The sequence below is a fragment of the Campylobacter gracilis genome, assembly GCF_018374135.1.
GTDB lineage: Bacteria > Campylobacterota > Campylobacteria > Campylobacterales > Campylobacteraceae > Campylobacter_B > Campylobacter_B gracilis_A.
In genome coordinates, this window is the sequence record NZ_JAHAFS010000005.1 from 93,910 (window position 1) to 113,293 (window position 19,384).

Annotated in this window: 21 protein-coding genes; 4 read left to right on the top strand and 17 right to left on the bottom strand. The window is 47.1% G+C overall.

What is annotated here, in order from left to right:
- Nucleotides 1-40: 40 nt before the first annotated feature.
- From KH703_RS03700 to KH703_RS03730, 7 genes are all read right to left on the bottom strand, one after another.
- Entirely contained in the window at nucleotides 41-322 is a 282-nt protein-coding gene (locus tag KH703_RS03700) for a barstar family protein (protein WP_304294247.1), read from the bottom strand.
- Nucleotides 319-1,146 (bottom strand): ribonuclease domain-containing protein, encoded by an 828-nt coding sequence (locus KH703_RS03705; RefSeq protein WP_304294248.1) that lies wholly within the window; start codon nucleotides 1,144-1,146, stop codon nucleotides 319-321. The genes KH703_RS03700 and KH703_RS03705 overlap by 4 nt, the downstream gene beginning before the upstream one ends.
- Nucleotides 1,065-1,628 (bottom strand): DedA family protein, encoded by a 564-nt coding sequence (locus KH703_RS03710; protein ID WP_304294250.1) that lies wholly within the window; start codon nucleotides 1,626-1,628, stop codon nucleotides 1,065-1,067. The genes KH703_RS03705 and KH703_RS03710 overlap by 82 nt, the downstream gene beginning before the upstream one ends.
- A 12-nt stretch (nucleotides 1,629-1,640) precedes the next feature.
- Nucleotides 1,641-1,832 carry a hypothetical protein gene (locus KH703_RS03715; protein ID WP_304294252.1) on the bottom strand — a complete coding sequence of 64 codons (192 nt, stop codon included), beginning with the start codon at nucleotides 1,830-1,832 and terminating at the stop codon, nucleotides 1,641-1,643.
- 275 nt (nucleotides 1,833-2,107) lie between these two features.
- Entirely contained in the window at nucleotides 2,108-2,689 is a 582-nt protein-coding gene (locus KH703_RS03720; RefSeq protein ID WP_304294254.1) for a lipid-binding SYLF domain-containing protein, read from the bottom strand.
- Between the two features lie 10 nt (nucleotides 2,690-2,699).
- Entirely contained in the window at nucleotides 2,700-4,253 is a 1,554-nt protein-coding gene (gene rny, locus KH703_RS03725) for a ribonuclease Y (protein ID WP_304294255.1), read from the bottom strand.
- Nucleotides 4,186-4,803, bottom strand: coding sequence for a 5-formyltetrahydrofolate cyclo-ligase (locus KH703_RS03730; protein WP_298062105.1), 618 nt, complete (start codon nucleotides 4,801-4,803; stop codon nucleotides 4,186-4,188). Before KH703_RS03730 ends, rny begins: the two co-directional genes overlap by 68 nt.
- Nucleotides 4,804-4,883: 80 nt before the next feature.
- Here KH703_RS03730 and KH703_RS03735 point away from each other — a divergent pair, with 80 nt between their 5' ends.
- On the top strand, nucleotides 4,884-5,465 hold the full coding sequence (locus KH703_RS03735; RefSeq protein ID WP_304294258.1) for a TlpA disulfide reductase family protein: 582 nt from the start codon (nucleotides 4,884-4,886) through the stop codon (nucleotides 5,463-5,465).
- The gene (gene ftsY / locus KH703_RS03740; RefSeq protein WP_304294259.1) at nucleotides 5,465-6,334 is read left to right on the top strand and encodes a signal recognition particle-docking protein FtsY; all 870 of its coding nucleotides are present in this window, start codon (nucleotides 5,465-5,467) and stop codon (nucleotides 6,332-6,334) included. Before KH703_RS03735 ends, ftsY begins: the two co-directional genes overlap by 1 nt.
- Nucleotides 6,335-6,979: 645 nt before the next feature.
- On the opposite strand, the gene brnQ is transcribed toward ftsY, so the two are convergent.
- Nucleotides 6,980-8,311, bottom strand: a complete 1,332-nt coding sequence (gene brnQ, locus KH703_RS03745) for a branched-chain amino acid transport system II carrier protein (RefSeq protein WP_304294261.1) — start codon at nucleotides 8,309-8,311, stop codon at nucleotides 6,980-6,982.
- Between the two features lie 210 nt (nucleotides 8,312-8,521).
- Between brnQ and radA the strand changes: the two genes are divergently transcribed.
- Together radA and KH703_RS03755 are read left to right on the top strand one after the other, a co-directional pair.
- Nucleotides 8,522-9,871 (top strand): DNA repair protein RadA, encoded by a 1,350-nt coding sequence (gene radA / locus KH703_RS03750; protein WP_304294263.1) that lies wholly within the window; start codon nucleotides 8,522-8,524, stop codon nucleotides 9,869-9,871.
- Nucleotides 9,872-10,625: 754 nt separating this feature from the next.
- Complete coding sequence (locus KH703_RS03755) at nucleotides 10,626-11,369, top strand: hypothetical protein (RefSeq protein WP_304294265.1); 744 nt, start codon at nucleotides 10,626-10,628, stop codon at nucleotides 11,367-11,369.
- 233 nt (nucleotides 11,370-11,602) lie between these two features.
- Here KH703_RS03755 and KH703_RS03760 read toward each other — a convergent pair whose 3' ends face one another.
- The 9 genes from KH703_RS03760 to KH703_RS03800 form a co-directional block, all read right to left on the bottom strand.
- Nucleotides 11,603-12,409 carry a transporter substrate-binding domain-containing protein gene (locus KH703_RS03760; RefSeq protein WP_304294268.1) on the bottom strand — a complete coding sequence of 269 codons (807 nt, stop codon included), beginning with the start codon at nucleotides 12,407-12,409 and terminating at the stop codon, nucleotides 11,603-11,605.
- Between the two features lie 17 nt (nucleotides 12,410-12,426).
- Nucleotides 12,427-13,233, bottom strand: a complete 807-nt coding sequence (locus KH703_RS03765) for a transporter substrate-binding domain-containing protein (protein WP_005873331.1) — start codon at nucleotides 13,231-13,233, stop codon at nucleotides 12,427-12,429.
- Between the two features lie 431 nt (nucleotides 13,234-13,664).
- The gene (locus tag KH703_RS03770) at nucleotides 13,665-14,471 is read right to left on the bottom strand and encodes a transporter substrate-binding domain-containing protein (RefSeq protein WP_177387860.1); all 807 of its coding nucleotides are present in this window, start codon (nucleotides 14,469-14,471) and stop codon (nucleotides 13,665-13,667) included.
- Nucleotides 14,472-14,643: 172 nt separating this feature from the next.
- Nucleotides 14,644-15,339: a uracil-DNA glycosylase gene (gene ung / locus KH703_RS03775; RefSeq protein ID WP_304294270.1), complete on the bottom strand. Its 696-nt coding sequence runs from the start codon at nucleotides 15,337-15,339 to the stop codon at nucleotides 14,644-14,646.
- Nucleotides 15,340-15,631: 292 nt separating this feature from the next.
- Nucleotides 15,632-16,255, bottom strand: a complete 624-nt coding sequence (locus tag KH703_RS03780; protein ID WP_304294272.1) for a hypothetical protein — start codon at nucleotides 16,253-16,255, stop codon at nucleotides 15,632-15,634.
- A 79-nt stretch (nucleotides 16,256-16,334) separates the two neighbouring features.
- The gene (locus tag KH703_RS03785; RefSeq protein WP_304294274.1) at nucleotides 16,335-16,931 is read right to left on the bottom strand and encodes a DJ-1/PfpI family protein; all 597 of its coding nucleotides are present in this window, start codon (nucleotides 16,929-16,931) and stop codon (nucleotides 16,335-16,337) included.
- Between the two features lie 290 nt (nucleotides 16,932-17,221).
- Nucleotides 17,222-17,902: a hypothetical protein gene (locus tag KH703_RS03790; protein ID WP_304294275.1), complete on the bottom strand. Its 681-nt coding sequence runs from the start codon at nucleotides 17,900-17,902 to the stop codon at nucleotides 17,222-17,224.
- 35 nt (nucleotides 17,903-17,937) lie between these two features.
- A complete protein-coding gene (gene thyX, locus KH703_RS03795; protein ID WP_304294277.1) occupies nucleotides 17,938-18,576 on the bottom strand; it encodes an FAD-dependent thymidylate synthase in 639 nt (212 codons plus the stop codon).
- Nucleotides 18,577-18,701: 125 nt separating this feature from the next.
- Nucleotides 18,702-19,331 (bottom strand): nitroreductase family protein, encoded by a 630-nt coding sequence (locus KH703_RS03800; protein WP_304294278.1) that lies wholly within the window; start codon nucleotides 19,329-19,331, stop codon nucleotides 18,702-18,704.
- Nucleotides 19,332-19,384: the final 53 nt, after the last annotated feature.

Below are 19,384 nucleotides of genomic sequence, written 5' to 3' on the forward strand. Positions count from 1 at the left end.
GCGAAATTTAGCTTTGAGGCGACGAGAGCGCCGCGAAAGCTTATAGTATTAAAATTTTCGCCTTGCCGCTTCGCAAAACCTCCAGCAAAATATCATAAAATTTGCCCAGCCTTAGTTTTAAAATTCCGCCCCTTTTAATGACGACTAAGATCCGTCCGCCTCGCTCGCCCAGCGCGTCGTAGAGCGCGTCTAAATTTGCGACGTATTCGGGCTTGAAATTTAGCGCCGCGGCAAACAGCGCAAAAATTTGATCTTTGCGCCTAATCTTTGCGCCGTCGATGATGATCTTTGCGCCGCGGCACGTTTTAAAATTTAAACTCATTGCACGCGCTCGAAGCTTTCGTAATGATCGGCGGTGTAGAAGATCAGCCCGTCGTTTGAAAATATCAGCCGCTTAGCGCCGCGCGGGCCGCCGTGATACTCGATGTCGCACTCGCGCCAGATCCGCCCCTTTTTATAAGGCAATCTGCGCTCGAAATTGCCGAAGCGATCGCCGCCGATGCTCTTGCCGCGCGCGTATCGCCACAGATCGCCGCCCTGCCAGCCAAGCTCGCCCGCCTGCTTTTTCGTGATAAAATTTTGCGGCAAAGAGCCCGTACGGCGGATATGAGCGCTCACGCACTCCCTGCTTATGCAGGGCTCGTCTGAGGGCTGATTTTTAGAATTTGCGGCGGGATTTTGCGAGTGCGAAGTTTCGTAATCTGCGCTGTGCCGCCTGTGAGCGTCTGCCTCATCTTTAGGATTTGCCGCGGCGCGCTCGTTTGCTTGCGGATGAGATTTTAAATCTCCTAGGTCTGCTCCGCGCCCTGCCCCGCCGTCTGCGCTTCTTACGCCGCTCTCATTTTTTGCGTCGGCGCCGCTTGCAGGATTTTCGGGGCTTGAAATTTTACGATCGGTGCCGCTTTTTGAATTTTGCGCGCCGCTTTTACGCGACGCAGCATCCAGGGTTTTGGAGGTAAAAATCCACTCATCTTTAGTCGTAGGACTGCGCGAATTGGAGATGAAATTTAGCGCCAAAAGAAGTGCTACAAAAATTGCGAGCGGGATCAGCTTTTTTGCCACCGCTAGCCTCTTTTGCGCGTGGCGAAGCGAAAATAGAGCACGATCGCCGCTACTATCGCGCCTAGAGCCAGCGGAGCAATCCACGGTGCGTCCTTAATGTGCACATAGAGCTCGCGCACGAAATCACCCGCGTAGTAGCTCAGTAACCCCACCACAAGCGCCCAAATGAGCGAGCTTACGGCATTGATGACGCTAAATTTTAAAAACGAATATTTTGTGATGCCGATCGCGATCGGTACGAGGGTTTTGAGGCCGTAGATAAATTTTTTGATTAAAATTATGCGGTCGCCGTATTTACGAAACAAAATCTGCGCCAGAGCGAGGTTTCGGCGCTGTTTGCGCAGATATGGCATGATCTCTTTTTTATTGTAGCGGCTTACTAAAAACAGCCCCGAATCGCCTATGAAGTTCGATATACAAGCGATTACAATGCATAAGATGATATTAAGCTCGCCGGCTGAGCTTAGCACGCCCGCTGCCGCAAGCGCCAAAAATCCGCCGCCCAGCGAATACAAAAACAGTATCAGATACCCCCACGTATGGAGGTTTGCAAACATCGATTCCATCGAATCCTTTCATTAGATCGTATAAAATTCTATAAATTTGACTAAAGCAGCTTTAAAATTCAGTGCGAAAACTTCACTCCAACGTCCCACGACGCTACTTGATTTCGCTGCGACATTAAATTTAAAATTCCGCACGGCTGTCGCAAAATACAAAATTCCGCCGCAAAATATCAAGTGAAATTTTAAAATAAAATTTCTAGACATAAAGCAAAATCTCCGCAAAATTTAGCGGTAAAATTTTGCAATTCTAAATTTAATGACAAAATTTCGACTTCTTTAGAATTCAAAGCAACTTGCGAATTACGCAGGATTTACGCGATATCCTCAAATGCCTCCTACCCCGCGAATTGCAATAAAATTACGCACCTGAGTCTATTATTCTGCAGAAATCACGCGAGCAAAATTCCAAGCCGCTAATAAAACGCCCATAAAGCAAAATTTTTCGCTAAGCTATGCGCCTTAGCATTTCTAGCTAAATTTTACTCATCTGCGCCGATTACTCGCATCAAAAGTGCATAGCCCTCAGTATTTGGATCAAAAGCGCGGTCATTTTTGGTCTCCAGCACCGAACCGCCCAGGCTCACGCCCGCAAACAGCCCGCCTTTATTCGTAAAGACATACATATCTTGATTTAGAACGTCTAACGAGCCAGAATCGGCGCTGTAGTTACCCGCAACTGCCGTCGCATCGCCCGAGAGCGTGATTTGGGAATTTCGCATTTTTTGGATTACATCGTCATGCATTACGAAAATAACCAGATAATTATCCTCATAGCCGATCTGAAGTCCTACGCTGGCACTGCTGATCTCTGCGCCACTTACGCTGCGCGCGCCGTCATTATTATAAATGATGATCCCCTCGCCATACATTCCGCCTATGATGAAACCCAGCTTCTTGACGCTCGGAAATATCACTATCGCGCGGGCTTGCTGCGCTAGGTATTTATACTGCGCGTTCGTGCGCATCACCGACGAATAGGCGCTCGCGCTATCAATGATGAGCTCATCCTCGGCAAACGCCGCGCTAAAAAGCAAAAATAAAGCGATTATAAATTTTTTCATTTCACACTCCTTATTTGGCTATCTCGACCGCGCGAAGCTCGCGTATGACATTGACCTTGATCTCACCTGGGAATTGAACCTTGTCTTGGATATCAGAGGCGATCTCTTTAGCGACCAAAACCGCCTCATCGTCGTTCATAAGCTTGGCGTTTGCGATGACGCGAATCTCGCGACCTGCGTTGATCGCGTAGGCTTGCTTGACGCCGGTTTTACTCATCGCGATCGCTTCGATGTCGCTAACGCGTTTTAGATAGCTCTCTAGCACCTCTCGTCTAGCGCCCGGACGCGCGGCGCTTAGCGCGTCTGCGGCACAGACTGCGGCACTTTCCACGCTGGTAGCCTCCTCGTGGCCATGGTGGGCGTAGATCGCGTTTATCACTACCGGATGCTCTTTGTAGCGGCGGCAAACCTCGGCGCCCAGATCTACGTGCGAGCCCTCATACTCGTGAGTTAGCGCCTTGCCGATGTCGTGAAGCAGGCCTGCTCGCTTGGCCAGCTTTTGATCTCCGCCCGTTTCTGCGGCAATGATGCCCGCGAGATGTGCGACCTCAAGGCTATGCGCAAGGGCGTTCTGTCCGTAGCTGGCGCGAAACTTAAGCTTGCCGATGAGTTTTAAAATTTCGGGGTGAATTTTACTAAGACCTAGATCCATTACGATATTTTCGCCCTCTTCGGCGATGCTAGCTTCAAATTCATCGCTTACTTTTTTGTAGATGTCCTCGATGCGCGCAGGTTGAATTCTGCCGTCCTCGATAAGAGTTTCGATGACGCGAACGGCGATAGCGCGGCGGTAGAGATTGTGCGAGCTTACGATGATCGCATTCGGGGTATCGTCGATGATAACGTCCACGCCAAGAGTCATCTCAAGCGCCTTTATGTTACGCCCCTCTTTACCGATAATGCGGCCTTTAAGCTCGTCATTTTTGATATTTACGACGTTGATAAGTCGCTCGGCGGCAAACTCGCCCGCAAAGCGCGACGTAGCCTGCGCCAAAATATAATTCGCCTTTTTTCGCGCCTCTTTTTTGGCTTCCTCTTCATATTTTCGCACGATGTGAGCTATGTCGGTGCGGCTTTGCTCCTCGACCTTTTTAAGCACCTGCGTGCGCGCCTCATCCTGCGTAAAGCCCGCCACGCGCTCCAAAACTTTAAGCGCTTCGGCTAGCTTCTCTTCATAGCTTTTCTTTAAATTTGAGCCCTCTTCGTAGAGGAATTTCGCCTCTTTTTTGGCGCTTTCGAGCTCTTTTTTACTGTCTTTTAAAATTTCTTGCTCGGTTAGAAGCGCGTGTTCCTTTTTACCGAGCTCGTCAAATTTAACGTTAAATTCCTTCTGCAGTTTGCTTGCTTTATCTTCGTATTTTTTCTTCGCTTCAAACTCCGCTTCCTGCACCGAAATTTTAGAATTTCGCAAAATGCCCTCGGCTTCAAATTCTATAGCTTTGGCTTTAGCTTTGGCTTGTTCGACGAAGAAATCGTAATTGGCGTTATTGATCTTTCTAGCTACTAAGTATCCTATGCCAGCGCCCACCGCAAGAGCGCACAAGGCGATTAAAATCTCTATCATACTTTCCTCTTTTTAGGTAATTTTGGCTCGGAGTTATGTAAAAATCGCCCTTTACGTCGTGATCAAGCGATAAAATTTCGCTGCAAAAGCAGTCTTTTATACTCACGAACGCGATTGCGGGCTTAAGCTTCAGACCTGAAAAAAACATATCGTAAAATCCTTTCCCATGTCCTATTCTAGCCATTGCGCCATCCACTCCGATAGCTGGAACCACGGCTAGATCGACCTTTTTAAAATACCCGTTTTGCGGAAGCGTCTGCCGCAGCCCAAAGCGTGAAATTTTAAAAGGCTGGCGCAATCTTACCATTTTTAAGCTAATATCCACCATAAACGGAACGTAAAATTCGCAGCTTTTTGATAGCTTTTTTCTTAAAATCAAAACGTTCGGCTCGTAGCTCATCGGCAAAAATATCAAAATTTTACGTGCTTTTAAAAATTTTATCAGCCGCTCAAGCCGCCATAAAAGTGCGTAATGCTCGCATCTAGCCGCTCGCGCGGCGTGAGATTTTAAGCGCGATTTGCAAATTTTTCTAAATTCATTCTTTTGCATAGCTTAAGCCTTTTATAAAATTTTAACGCTTATTTTAGCTAGTTTTTGTATAATCTTGCGATTAAATTTTAAGGTTTATTATGAAATTTCGTTTTTTTCTAGCGCTTTTTACGGCTGTTTTATTTCTTGCAGGTTGCAGCGATGATGAGGATAAAAAATCAAGCGATACCCCGACCGAGGCCAACACCACGCAGCCGCAATCCGAAACCGAAGCCGTAATCCAGGTCGATTATACCGCTCCTTTTACACTTCAGCTAAGTAACGGCAAAATTTTAAATATGCAAAAGACAAAGCAAGGCTTTCATATCGATAATAATTCCACCGTGACGCTGTTTGCATTTTTTACGCCGTGGTGCGACGCCTGCGCCGTGCAAGTAAGCGCACTAAATGCCGCCAAACAAGCTTACTCTGGCAAGCTTGACATAATCGGCGTAATGATCGGTGATGCGAATTTAGACGATGCAAAAAATTACGCAAGCGCACACGAAGTAAATTACGCGATCGCTTACGGCGAAGGGACGGACTTTTTTACAAAGGCGCTAGGTGGCATAAACGAAGTGCCGTATATGGCGATATACGATGAAAAAGGCGAGTTTAGCGCGCAGTATTTCGGGCTGATGCCGGAAGAAATTTTAATGACCGAATTGGAGAAAATTTTCTGATGTTCGAATTTTTTAAAAAAGGGCTTAGCAAGACCATAGACGCGATGCGAGGTGCAAAGGGCGAGGATAAAATTTCAAAAGAAATTTTAGAAGAGATGCTGCTTGAAGCCGACGTAGGCTACGAGCTCGTGGAGGAAATTTTAGAAAAACTGCCCGCAAAAAAGCTGGTCGCAAAAGATGATCTCAAGAGCGTTTTGAAGAGCTATTTCGATTACGAGATCGCCCGTCCTGCGGGTGGAAAACCCTTCGTTGAGCTGATTTTAGGCGTAAACGGCGCGGGCAAAACTACAACAACCGCAAAGCTTGCAAATTTATATAAAAATAGCAGCCAGAGCGTGATTTTAGGCGCATGCGATACCTTTCGCGCGGGCGCAGTCGAGCAATTAAAAAAATGGGCGCAGATCCTAAATCTACCGATCGTAGCGACCGCGCAAGGGCACGATCCCGCTGCTGTGGCGTTTGACACCGTTAGCTCAGCTAGTGCCAAAAACATCGATCGCGTCCTGATCGACACCGCCGGACGCCTGCAAAATCAGAAAAATTTAGCCGCGGAGTTAGAGAAGATTGTGCGCATCTGCGACCGCGCAAAAAGCGGCGCACCGCACCGAAAGATCATCGTTCTAGACGCCACTCAGGGCAATCACAGCGTCGCGCAAGCTAGGGCATTCAACGAGATCGTAAGGCTCGATGGCATCATCATCACGAAGCTCGACGGCACGCCTAAGGGCGGCGCACTTTTCGCCATAGCGCGCGAGCTGCGGCTGCCGATACTTTTCGTCGGCGTGGGCGAGCGAATGGAGGATTTGGCGAAATTTAACTCAGATCAGTTCGTAGAAACGCTGGTGGATGGGATTTACGGCGAGGATTAGCCTTTAAGCCGCAAATTTTAAAATTTCTATTTCACGACCGCCCTACTTCGCAGTCGCTCTGTAATTTCATTTATGTGATTTTAAAACGACCTTGCACCAGCTTCCGGTGATAACCGCGGCATTTACATTGGCGGTTCTTCGATAAAATTTTAAATTCTACGCGCTCTAGGTAATTTTAATAGTAGTATAAAATTTAAAAACCATTCGCTTTTGGCATTTCAGTGCTCGCCGTTTAGATAGAATTTTAAAGATCACGCTCATTCTTAGACAGCCTCTGCAATCGCCATCGAATTGAAATTTTAAAATTTTTAAATTTCGCGCCGTATTGTTCTGCTCCGCGCCCGCCTGAAACACCGCATGATAAAATTTAATCTCTTAAAAATCCAATCGTATCGGATTGATTTTAAAGCCGACGAACGCGCTCGCGCACCAAACCGCGACCGTATGTAGAGGTGGCCGCACGACGTATCTGCGATAAGAGACCTGCTGGCCGCGCATAGGGCACAAAGCAGGTGCTTGAATTAGAAATTCGGTAAAATTTTAAAAGCAAGGCTACGCAAACGAAACCGCGCGAATAAATCGATGTAGAAAAAAGGAAAGCAAAAGCCGGACCGCGCGGGATCCGGCGGAATTTTAAGCTGAGATTTAAAAGCTATCGTCTCTTTTTTCAAAGATCAGATGCAGCACGTATGTCACGGCGAAGGTCACTGTGCTAGGCACGATCCAGCCGAGCATCGAGTCGTAAAATGGCATTTTCTTTACAATAAACGTAACAAGCGGCACCGAAATCCCCAAAATATCAAGCCCGTTTATGACGCCCTCGACTACGCAGACATAGACGCAGGCGCGATAAATCAGCTTGCTTGAATCGATCCACGGGTTGATCAGCGAGAGGATTATCAGCATGATCGAGATCGGATAGATAGCGACGAGGACCGGGATGGAACCTTTGATGATGGTCGTAAGGCCGAAATTTGCGACTCCAAAGCCGATCACGCACCAAGCGATCGCCCAGGTTTTGTATTTAATCTTGCCTTTTGTAAGCTCTTCAAAGTATTCGCTAGCTGAGCTTATAAGACCTAGAGTCGTGGTTAAGCACGCTAGAAAAAATGCGCTGCCTAGGATCACGACTCCAACTCTTCCGAAGTAATGATCGCTTACTCGCGACAGAAGCTCCGCTCCGTTGATATTCGGCGTATCCTTGAAAAGCTCCGCAGAAGTCGCGCCCAGATAGCCCAGCATGAAATATATCGTCATCAGTATGACGCCCGACATCATTCCTGCTTTTATGGTAGAGGTGACGAGGTGCTTCTCGTCGCTCACGCCGGTTGCTTTAATGGCATTAATTACGATGATTCCAAATGCCAGCGACGCAAGCGCGTCCATAGTCTGATAGCCCTCTACGAAGCCCTTTGCCGCGGCGTGATCAACGTACTCGCCGCTAGGGGCGACGAAGCTTCCGACAGGAAACAAAAATCCCGCGCCGAAAAGTAGCAAAATAAGCGCTAAAAGTATCGGCGTAAGGTATTTTCCTAGCAGATCGACGAGCTTTGAAGGGTTCATACAGATGTAATAGTTCAGCGCAAAATATGCCGCGGAATAAATAAATAGCCAAATTTGAAGGCGATCTTCCGCAATAAAAGGCTTAATCGCGATATCAAAAGGCATGTTTGCCGCACGCGGTATCGCAAAAAGCGGCCCAATAGTAAGATACAAAAGCGCGGTAAAAACGATCGCAAACACCGGATCTATGCGGCGTACCAGGCTCTGAAGCCCCTTGGCGCGCGCGATTCCCGCGACGCCCAGTACTGGCAGAAGCACTGCCGTAGCGCAAAAAAACATTATTGCGATATAAAAATTCTGCCCGGATTCCCTACCTAGACCCGGTGGAAAAATAAAATTTCCCGCACCGAAAAACATCGCAAATAGCGTAAGCGATATCGTCAAAAACTGGCTTCTACTAAGCTTGCCCTTCATCTTAAACCTTCTTTAAATAAAGTGAAATTTGTATTATAGTTATAAATGTTTAAAACATATTTAAATTTAGCTCAAATTTAGCCGCAAATCCTCCCTCTCGTGATTTTTGATCCCGCAAGCGGCGCGCAAGGCGGCTAAAATTTTAAAAATTTTAAGTATAATTTCGCAAAGCTTGGGGCTAAATTTAAGCGAAAATGAGCGAGGATAAAAATGGCGAAGATTAAAACCACGATTTTTGAGTGTCAGCACTGCGGCAATCAGCAAAGCAGATGGCTCGGCAGATGCCCAGACTGCGGCGCATTCGATAGCTTCGTCGAGCTCAAGCCCGCTCAGATCAAAGCGCTAAAAGAGATCGAGGGCGAGCTTGCCCGCGCCTCATCCGCAAGCGCCAAAGCGATCAGCGAGATACAGATTGAGCAAATTTCGCGCATCGACACCAAGGATAGCGAGCTAAATTTAGTCCTCGGAGGCGGCGTCGTGGAGGGCTCGCTCGTGCTAATCGGCGGCAGCCCCGGCATCGGAAAATCCACGCTGCTGCTTAAGATCGCGGCAAATTTAGCAAGCGGCGGCCGCGCCGTGCTTTACGTAAGCGGCGAAGAGAGCGCTAGCCAGATCAAAATGCGTGCGCAGCGGCTAGGCGCGATAAGCGAGCAGCTGTTTTTGCTCACCGAGATAAATCTGGGCGCCGTGCTTGAAGAGGTGGAGCGCAGGGATTATAAGTTTATCGTCATCGACAGCATCCAGACGCTTTTTAGCGATAAAGCCCCCTCTGCGCCGGGCTCGATCACGCAGGTGCGCGAGATCACGTTTGAGCTGATGCGACTTGCTAAAGCGCGCGGGATTTCGATCTTCATCATAGGTCACATCACCAAAGAGGGCTCGATCGCGGGCCCGCGCATACTAGAGCATATGGTGGACGTGGTGCTGTATTTCGAGGGCGATGCGAGCAAACAGCTTAGAATTTTGCGCGGTTTTAAAAACCGCTTCGGAGCTACGAGCGAGGTGGGGATTTTCGAGATGGGGCCGCACGGGCTCGTAAGCGCCAAGGACGTCGCGAGTAAATTTTTCACGCGCGGCAAGGCGGTAAGCGGCTCGGCGATCACGATCACGATGGAGGGTACGCGCGCGCTCGTCGTGGAGATCCAAGCGCTCGTGTGCGAGAGCGGCTACCCCAAGCGCAGCGCCACGGGCTTTGATAAAAACCGCCTCGATATGCTTCTGGCGCTGCTTGATCGCAAGCTTGAGATCGGGCTTGGCGGATACGACGTCTTCGTAAACGTCAGCGGCGGCGTAAAAATCACCGAAACGGCGTGCGATCTAGCCGTCGTCGCAGCGATCGTAAGCAGCTTCAAAAACCGCCCGATCAGTAAAGAGAGCGTCTTCATCGGCGAGGTGAGCCTAAACGGCGAGATCAGAGAGATCTTCAACCTCGATGCGCGCCTGAAAGAAGCTGCGATGCAGAAATTTAAAAACGCGATCGTTCCGATGAAGCCGCAAAACACGCAGGGGCTTAAAATTTTTCACGCCACCGAGATCACGCAAATTTTAGATTGGATGTGAGGCGGAGCGCTTCTTAGCCTCGGTTTAGCGGGCGGCGCGAGCAAGCGAAAATGGACTTTGAGCGGCAAGGGGCGCGTTGCTTTTGCATGGGCACGGCGAAGGGCGCAAGTGCGCCGCTTTTTGCATGGCTCACAAGCAAGCGCAAATGAGCTTGATCGCTAAGGCGCGATTTTTGGAATTTCACGTATCGTAGCAGCTCAAAAATTCGTTTGAGCTTTAAAACGGCTCGGCGACGGTGCGGTTAAAATTTAATCATTAGCGCCGCATCTTAGTGGGCAAGATAAGCGCTTTGCGGCGCAAATTTTAAAATTTTGCCTCAATGCGGCGCAAAGCCAAGCCCGATAGGTCCTTGCGTCGCGTAAAATTCTATCGCAGCGCACAGGACGTATCGCATAGGGCTAAGAGCCGGTAAAATTTTAGCGGCGCTAAGCTTTCATGTTCATGCGCGGGCGCGACGCGGATACCGCAAGCAAAGTATCGCGCGCCGAGCCGAATGAGCGCTGCTGCGACACGCTGCAACCTAGGGGGCTTGCAACGAGACGCTATGCAAGCCAAAGCGCGCAGGTCCGCCTTACGTAGCCAAAAGACAAAGCCTACAAGGCGGCAAGATAGCAACGCAGCGAGAGCGCGATGAAATTTTAACGTAGGCCGCATAAGCCGTCGGCAAAGTCTAATTCTACGGACAGGCTCTGCGGATAAAATTTCGCAAATTTAGAGTGGATAAAATTTCATAAATTTAAACGGAAAGGTGCGTATGAGCCCAAACGTAATCGTTAAATTCGTCATTTTGTTTTTCATCAGAGCGCAAAGCTTAAACGTCAAATTTAGCAAGCTCGACGCCGTCGTATCACGCGCTTACGCCAAATACGGGATACTGTTTAAGCTAAGCGTGCCGTTACTTGCCGTAGCATCGGCATTTGCGCTGTTTAACCTATACGATTTTGCCAAAGCCAACTACGCGCTGACGCTCTTTTTGCTCGCTTTGGGCTCGCCGCTGCTTACGTATAGCTTTTTTAAGGCGATAAAATCGGCGATGACCTTCGCGCTATTTGTGATCCCCTTTGCGGCGGTATTTGCGATCATCGCGGTTACGGGCGCACAGAAGCTTGATAACTCGCTAAATTTTAACATCGTCTTTCCGCTGTTTTTCACCCTCGTGTGGTTTGCGATGTCGGTGATCGCCGATGAGGACGTAGCGCAGATCATGAATAAGATCGTATCGAAGCTCTCGACGCTTTTCGTGACGATTTTCATCCTTTATAACTACGAGGCACTGCATGGGATTTTAACCGCAAGTGCGGGAGGGTATCGCGCAAGCGAGGATGAGCTAAGCGCGCTTGATCTGGTGTTTATGACGATTAGATTTTTCACGCTGCCTTCGATTTTTACATTGATGATTTTTGAGATCAAAGATTATCTTTTTATCAGATACGACGCGTTCGTGCAAGCTCAGCAGGAGCGCATGCAGGATTTAAAAAATTCCAAGGGCTCGGAGTAAAAATTTAAAGCTTAGCTCGATCTAATTTTGCGCGCCGTAAATGGTCGCGAATACTAAAGACTGCGACCGCCGTGTGCACGCTGGGCTTAGGCGCGGCAGTGGGACTAATAAAATTTGAAATGAAATTTTAGGACAAAATTTTGAGATGAAATTTTAATGACACGCCGGTTATGCGTGGGCTAGAATTTAAAGCCGCAAAGCTTCAAATCCTAACCCACATCAAATTTAAAATTCTAAAAGAAGCTGTATATATCGTCTAAAAGGAAGTATTTTTTATCGACAGTGCCTTTGTAGAAAGGCTCGAATGTATCATTATACGCCTTTTTGAAAAAGCCCTCTTTGCTAAGCGAGATTAGCGCTTGATTGACGGCTTCTGCGAGATCTGCGTTGCCCTTTTGCATCGCGATACCCAAAAATACGTTCTCGCCAAGACTTTTGATATTAACCTCGACGCTAGGATCTGCGACCGGATAGACCATCACGAATAGATTATCGTCGCACGCGCCGTCGATCTCGCCGCTCTTTAACCGCTTGTAGCAATCGGAGGAATTTTTGCAATACACTAGATTGTAGCCGCCGTCCTTTTGCATAAACGCTTCGCCCGTTGAGCCGCGGATGACGCCTACTTTCTTACCTCGCAGATCGCTCATTTTTTGGATATTGTCGCTTTTTTTGGTTAAAACTCCGGAATTTACCGAAAGATATGGCATCGAAAACTCATAACTTTTCTTTCTCTCCTCAGTAACACTTGCAGCCGCGATAAGCATATCCGCCTGATTATTTTGAATGGACGGAAAGCGCGCTTGCGCTGATACCGGTATGAGCTCGATCCTGCCGCCGGTATCGCCTAAAATTTTGCCTCCGATTGCATTAGCAAGCTCTACGTCAAAGCCCTCAAAGCCGTTATCCGTAACCCTGCTAAACGGAGGCTCATTTTCATAAACTGCGATACGAATGACTTTACTCTGCTTTATTTGGCTTAAAGAATTCGCAAATACAAAAACGCAAGATAGAAGAATTAAAAGCAGTGATTTTTTCATTTCAAATTCCTTTTTTATTAAAAAAAGCTATAAAGATCGTCAAGCAAGAAATATTTTTTATCGACGGTGCCTTTATAGAAGGATTCGAAAGTATCCTCGTAAGCCTTTTTGAAAAAGCCCTCTTTGCTGAGCGCAATCAAGCCTTTATTGATCGCTTCTAGCAGCTCAGCGTTGCCTTTTTGCACCGCGACGCCTAAGAATACATTATCGCCTAAATTTTTTATATTGACCTCGACCGCAGGATCTACGATCGGATATACCATTACAAAAAGGTTGTTGTTGCAATACCCGTCGATCTCGCCACTTTTTAATCTCCTGTAGCAATCAACCGAATCGTTGCAGTAGGAAACATTATAACCGCCGTCCTTTTTGATATACGCCTCGCCGGTAGTCTTGCGGATGATACCGATCTTTTTGCCCATCAGATCGCCTATTTTGTGAATATTTGAGTCTTTTTTCGTTAAAATTCCTAAATTTACCGTAAAATACGGCATCGAAAAATCTACGCTGCCCTTACGCTCTTCAGTGATACTTGCAGCCGCGATTATCATATCTGCCTGATTGTTTTGAAGCATCGGAAAGCGCACCTCGTTCGTTACCGGGATAAGCTCGATGCGGCCGCCGCTGTTGCCGAAAATTTTACCGGCTAGCGCGTTGGCAAGCTCGACTTCGAAACCCTCAAAGCCCTTCTCGCTCGACTTACTAAAAGGCGGCTCATTTTCATAAACGCCTACTCTGATCACTTTGCTTTGCTTGATCTCGCTTAAGGAATTCGCAAAAACAAAGATCGCCGACAATAGAATAAGAAAAAATGACTTTTTCATAATTTCCTCCTTGAATTTTAAATTTTTCGTAATTGTAATGTAAATTTTCTTAAAATTTCATTTTACCAGAACCGAAACTATTCCCTAAACTGCGAGCTTAGCGATAAAATTTCGCAACTAAAATTTCTAAGCATAATGATAGAGGCTTTTTAAATTTTGCTGCCTTGCGCCAAGCTCTGCCTTCTCTCAATTAAATTTTATCACTCCACTATAAAATTCTGTGCGTCTATTAGCACCGTAAAAAATAGCACGCCGCTACGGAATTTTATAAATTCTATAACGGCGCGTTAGTAAAATTTTACAATCTAAACCAAGCTCGCAAAGTCGGACAAAATAGTGCGACTGAACTAGCTATTCAAATTTTACCTGGCGAGAGCACACAGCTATGCTTGCTGTAAGCAAATACAGGCGAGCCGTACCGCTATGCCCGCCTAAAATAAGCTATAAAGGTCATCCAACAAGAAATATTTTTTCTCCGCAGTGCCCTTGTAATACGGCTCAATCGTCTCGTCATAGGTCTTTTTCATAAAGCCGTTCTTGCTTAGCTTGACTAGCTCGCCATTTAAGAACTCAAGCAGATCCTTGTTGCCCTTAGAAACCGCGATGCCTAAGAAATCCGAAACGCCTAAATTCTTTATATTTACCTCAGTGTCGCTGTCGATTACAGCATAAGCTAAAACTATCAGATTATCAGTCGCATATCCGATGCCTTTACCATCCTTTAGCATTTTATAGCATTCATTTGCGGTGGCGCAATTTACAATTTCAAAGCCCTCTTTTCTAAAATACGCTTCGCCTGTAGTTCCGGTTTCTGCGATGATCGGCTTGCCGTGCAGATCCGATACAGTCTTGATCCTATCGCCGGCGCGGGTTAGCACGCCGATATTTACTGCAAAATACGGCGTCGTAAAATCGACTAGCTGCTTACGCTCATTTGTGATCGTAAAGGTCGCAAGCACCATATCTACTTTATTTTCTTCCAACGCTTTTAAACGCTCACTAGCCTTTACGGGCACGAATTCCACCTTGCCCGCCTTGCCGCCAAATATATCTTTTGATAACGCCTCGGCTAGAGTAACCTCAAATCCTTGAAATTTGCCGTCTTCAAATTTACTAAAAGGCGGTTGCGCCTCAAATACGCCTACGCGCACACTGCCCGATTGCCTGATCTCTGATAGGGTATTTGCCACTACACTACTTGTAAATAGCAATAAAATTCCCAAAATTATCTTTTTCATATCGTTCCTTTAATTACAATGATTAGCCTAGCCGCGCATTCGCGTCGCTTCGGCAAGCCGTCTTAAGCCGGTCGTATATTATTCGCTCACTTCTCCTTTCAATATTTTTTTAAAATTTCTTTACCTTTGAAATTTTGCGGCGCATTTTACGCAAATTTCATTTAAAATACATTTAATCTGTGCCGTGATTTAGATCCCAATCGATCTCTCCTAGGCCGTGCGCGCGCAGATATTCGTTGCATTTGCTAAAGTGTCTGCAGCCGAAAAACGCTCCTCCTGCAAGCGGGCTAGGATGCGCGGCGGTTAAAATGAGATGCTTCTGCGCATCGATCAGCGCCGATTTTGCTTTGGCGAAATTTCCCCACAGCATAAAGACCAGGCTTTGCCGCCTCGCGCTTAAAATTTTAATCACGGCGTCGGTAAAAATTTGCCAGCCGAAGCCGCTGTGCGAGTTCGCACGGTTCGCGCCCACGCTAAGGCTCGCATTAAGTAGCAGCACGCCCTGCTTCGCCCAGTAGCTCAGATCGCCGCTTTCAGGCTCGCTGATACCCAGATCGCTCTTAATCTCTTTGTAGATATTTACGAGGCTAGGCGGAATTCGCACGCCGCGCGGTACCGAAAAGCTAAGCCCCATCGCCTGATGCGCGCCGTGGTATGGATCCTGCCCCAAAATCACCGCGCGCACCCGCTCAAACGGAGTGAGATTGAAGGCATTAAAGATCAAATTTCCCGGCGGATAGACGATCTCGCGCGCCTTTGCGGCGAGCAGATTTTCTTTGATCTTCGCAAAATACTCGCTTAAAAATTCCTCCCTAAGCGCCTCTTTCCAGCCGCTCTCGATCCTCACGTCGTCTAAGTTTATCTGCATGCTAGCCCTTTAAGCTTTAATGAATTAACGCTCTAATTTTACAATAAATTTTAAAAATAGTATCGCTCGCAAGCCGCTACGAAAGATATATGCGAAAGCAGCGATAAAATTTGAGCCGGTTTCATTCGGCCTTTGTGATCTCCTACTTTATGTAAAACCCACTATATCATTATTTTATCTACTTTGATAAACGTCCGTAAGACTAAAGTCCAATCTTTCAAATTTTTAAATTTTATCCCAAAAGCTTTTAAATTTAGTTCGCAACGTTATATTAAATCGACCATAAGTAAATTTAGCGCACGCTATAATATCCTAAAGTATTTATTTGAACTATATTAAGTTCCGGATAAAAAATAACCTCGTGATCATAATCGTCCGGCTGTCCCCATTCGTGCTCTTTTTTGTGCCATATTCGCCTTTTATCGTTCACTATTGCCGTTATATTTAAATTTTTGATCGAACCATATATCAAATACTCCCGACTGCCGGCATAATGATAGGACGGCATCGCCCACGATAGTTTAAATTCGTGCAAATTTGTAGTTTCAGCTATGCAATCGGACTTGGAAACAAACTCATAGCCCTCTTGCAACATTTTTTGTTGCGTCAAAATAAAAGGCTTATCCGCCTTTATAAAATGTGCGTAACAGATACAAGTCTGTATTTTTTCACTACACGATAAAGGAGGACTTTTTTTGCGATAGATAAGCAAAGTTTCTCCCTTCGTATTTGTTAAAGCTTCAAATTTAGCCAAATTTTTATTTTCTATATATGAAAAATCCGTATTAAGGGGTGAAAATAGAAAGGCTATAAATAAAACAAACAATATCAATGCCGCAAACGGTAATATCAATGCTGCGAGTATGGCGATCTTGATGGCTTTCCACAATGTTTTTAATATCTTTACTGCTTGCATTAAGATTTATCTCCTCTCTATTTTAAAATTTACTGCGGTATTTATAAACCGCGCCGCCGACCTTAGCGGCTTTAAAATTTCATCGCACGAGCTTGCCTCTAAGGCCGTAATAAGGATAATCCATCGCCGCAGCGGCAACCTCTCGCGCCTGGACACCCGCGAATTTCTCGATCACGCAAAGACCAAGCTCGATAGAGCTGCTCACGCCGCCAGCAGTGATGATCTCGCCTCCTTCGGGCAGGCTTTCGCGTACGAGTCGCTCGCGCACCACATCCGCGCAGTAAGGCGCCAGCAGATCGTAGCAAAACGGGTGCGTGGTCGCGCGCCTACCTCGCAAAAACCCCGCCGCGCCCAGAAGCAACGAACCGGTGCAAACGCTAAACTTATACTTCGCATCGCGCGCGGTCGCTAGCCACGAGATGAAGCCTACATCGCCCCTCAGGCGTCGCGTCGCCATACCGCCGGGCACAAAAACCGCATCAAAGCCGCCTAGATCCATCGTGATCTCGCCCGCATCGATCGCAAGACCGCCGCTGTCCGAAACCTGTCGCTCGCGCGAGCAAAACCTCATCTCAAGCTGCGGGAGGACAGCTTTGAGCCTTAGCATACAATCGTAAAATCCCACAAAATCGAGGTGCGTCTGTCCGCTAAACATCACAAGCGCTAGATTTTTCATAATCCGTCCTTTAAAATTTATCGCTCGCCTATGAGCTTTCGGTTTGCCGCCGCTGCAATTATCGGCGCGGCAAGTCGTAAAATACGCGACGGCTAAATTTTGATACAGCAGACTGTCAAAAACCCACTCAAATAAATTTTAAATTTTACTCGCGTTAAAAACTCGCATAAATTTTACCGCCCACGAATGAAATTTCAGAAGCGATTTAAAATTTGCGCGCCTTTTATTCTGCTTTATTCAAATTAGAAAAAGCTCGCACGCCCGCATAGTGCAGCCTTTTTGAAATATTCTCAAATTCCAAATTCCAAACCCCCCTCGTCGTATTTCCATTCAAACGGCGTTTTGTAATTCGTCCAAATTTCATACGCGCGTTCGTTTAGCCGCTCAATCAACGCAGAAATCCCTAAATCGTCGCCCGCTATCTCCATCATCAAATGCCAATTGTCCAAATCGGCGGGGTTTTCGGTGTGGATGGATTTTTCGCGCGGCAGATAATACACAAAATCGCCCGTATCGAAGGGAAATAAAGTATGGCATAGCGCAATGCCGTAAATTTTTTGGGCAAATACGGTCGGAAGCTGCGCATCCGAATAGCCAAAAGTTGAAACGTATAAAAAGCTGCGCAAAATGCTCGCTAAATTTCTGCAGACCGGCGCAAAGGCGTATCTGCATGCCTGCTGCGTTAAGGCGCCGTTTCGAATAAAACTTATGGCACTATCGATCTCTTTTCTTCTTGCTTGCACGTATTTAATCTTTTTAAATCGCCAAGCCTGCAAAAGCTGCAAAGATTTGTCGATAACTCGCAGATGTTTGTCTCTTTTTTCATCCGCCGTGCCGTTTAGCTCCGCGATCCTCGCAACGGCCTGCCTCCAAAACGGAATTAAGGTCTCCGCCCATCCCAAGTAGCTAAGATAAAGCGCGTTCGGCTCCTCTTTTTCAAAAGCCGCTCTCATCTGCGTAAGTTTTATCATCGCAAGCCCCTTATATCAAAATTTTATCCCGCTCGCTACTCCTCATCCTGCATCTTCTCGCCGCCCGCCATGCAGCTTTGGAATATAAATTTATGCTCCTGCGGCAGAGCTTCGTAAATTTTACCCGCAAGCTCGCGGATCTCCCAAAGTGCCGCCTTGCTAGAGCGTAGAGCGAGGAAGTTTTGCAAGCTGCGAGCGTTTATGCTCCAGCTAAGCTCGCTCTTGTAACACTCAGGCAGGCAATATTTGGCGATATCAAGGCTGATTGGAGTTTGTAAGATTACGCGCAGATTTTCAAGAGCTGCGATACTTGCATTATCGACCGCTTCGTTGCCGGTAAGCACGATGTATCGCGCGGCATTTTCGAAGTCTCCTTGCGCGAAGCTACCCTCGCCGCGCAATTCTTTGAGAGTGTAGCGCGTGGATTTTACGCTAAGGCTTGCTAGGCGGTGGCGCGCCAGCTCCTGAAGCAGCGCGCGCGAAATACCGCTGATGTAGAAGTTGTAGTAGAGATGCTCGAGCGTGCTTGAATGCTTGAGTTGGTTGCCGACGCGGTCTATTAGCGCTAGGTCTTTGGCGCCGCCGCAATCGCCGCGCTCAAAGCTCTGCCAGCAGGTGCGGATGGCGTTTGAGCAGACCCAAAGCGGAGTGAAATTTAGAAGTTTGACTTGCATGTTTATCCTTTGAAATTTTAAGCGCATTTTAACGCTATCGCACTTTTAAACCGATAAAATTTCGCAAAACGATGCTTTTAATAAACGAAGCTTACGCATAGCTTTGCAAGCAGAAGCGCCCCATTTTATCTTTTTTCACTGCCGCCGCCGCGAGAGATTAAAATTTCATCCAGCCCGTAGCGCGTGTGCGGGTATTTGCTAGGCTCACCACGCCCCAAAGCCACGACGATCGCAGGACGAAATTTCGTCTCTAAAGCGCAGAATTTTTCCAAAGCTGTGGCGTCAAAGCCGGTCATTATGCACGAGCGCACGTCAAAGCCCTCGGCAATATTAGCGATATTTGCCGCTAAGATATAAAGCTGCTTGGTCGCGTAGTTCATCAGCGCTTCGTCGTCTAAGCCCGCAAATTTCGCGCGGAAATAATTCATCGCAGCTTCATATTTTTGCGGAGTGTTTGCGCGACGGCGGACGGTTCGTTCTAAATGCTCCTCGCCCACGCGCAGATCGTTACGCGCGATTAAAATCACGGCGTGCGAGCACTCGGCTACTTGTGGCTGGCTGTTGCAGGCTACAGAAAGCTCTTTTAGCTCGCAAGGATCCGAGATTATCATCATCCTCCAAGGCTCCAATCCGCATGAACTAGGACTTAAGCGCGCAAGATCAAGTATCTCGCGCACGAGCTCGCTATTTAGTTTATCACCGCAAAATTTACGGTAGCTGTGGCGAGAGAGCATCACTTCTTTTATCGATTTCATTTTATCTTCTTTAAAATTCGCGGCATTATAGCGGGTTTGCCTAAATTCCACCC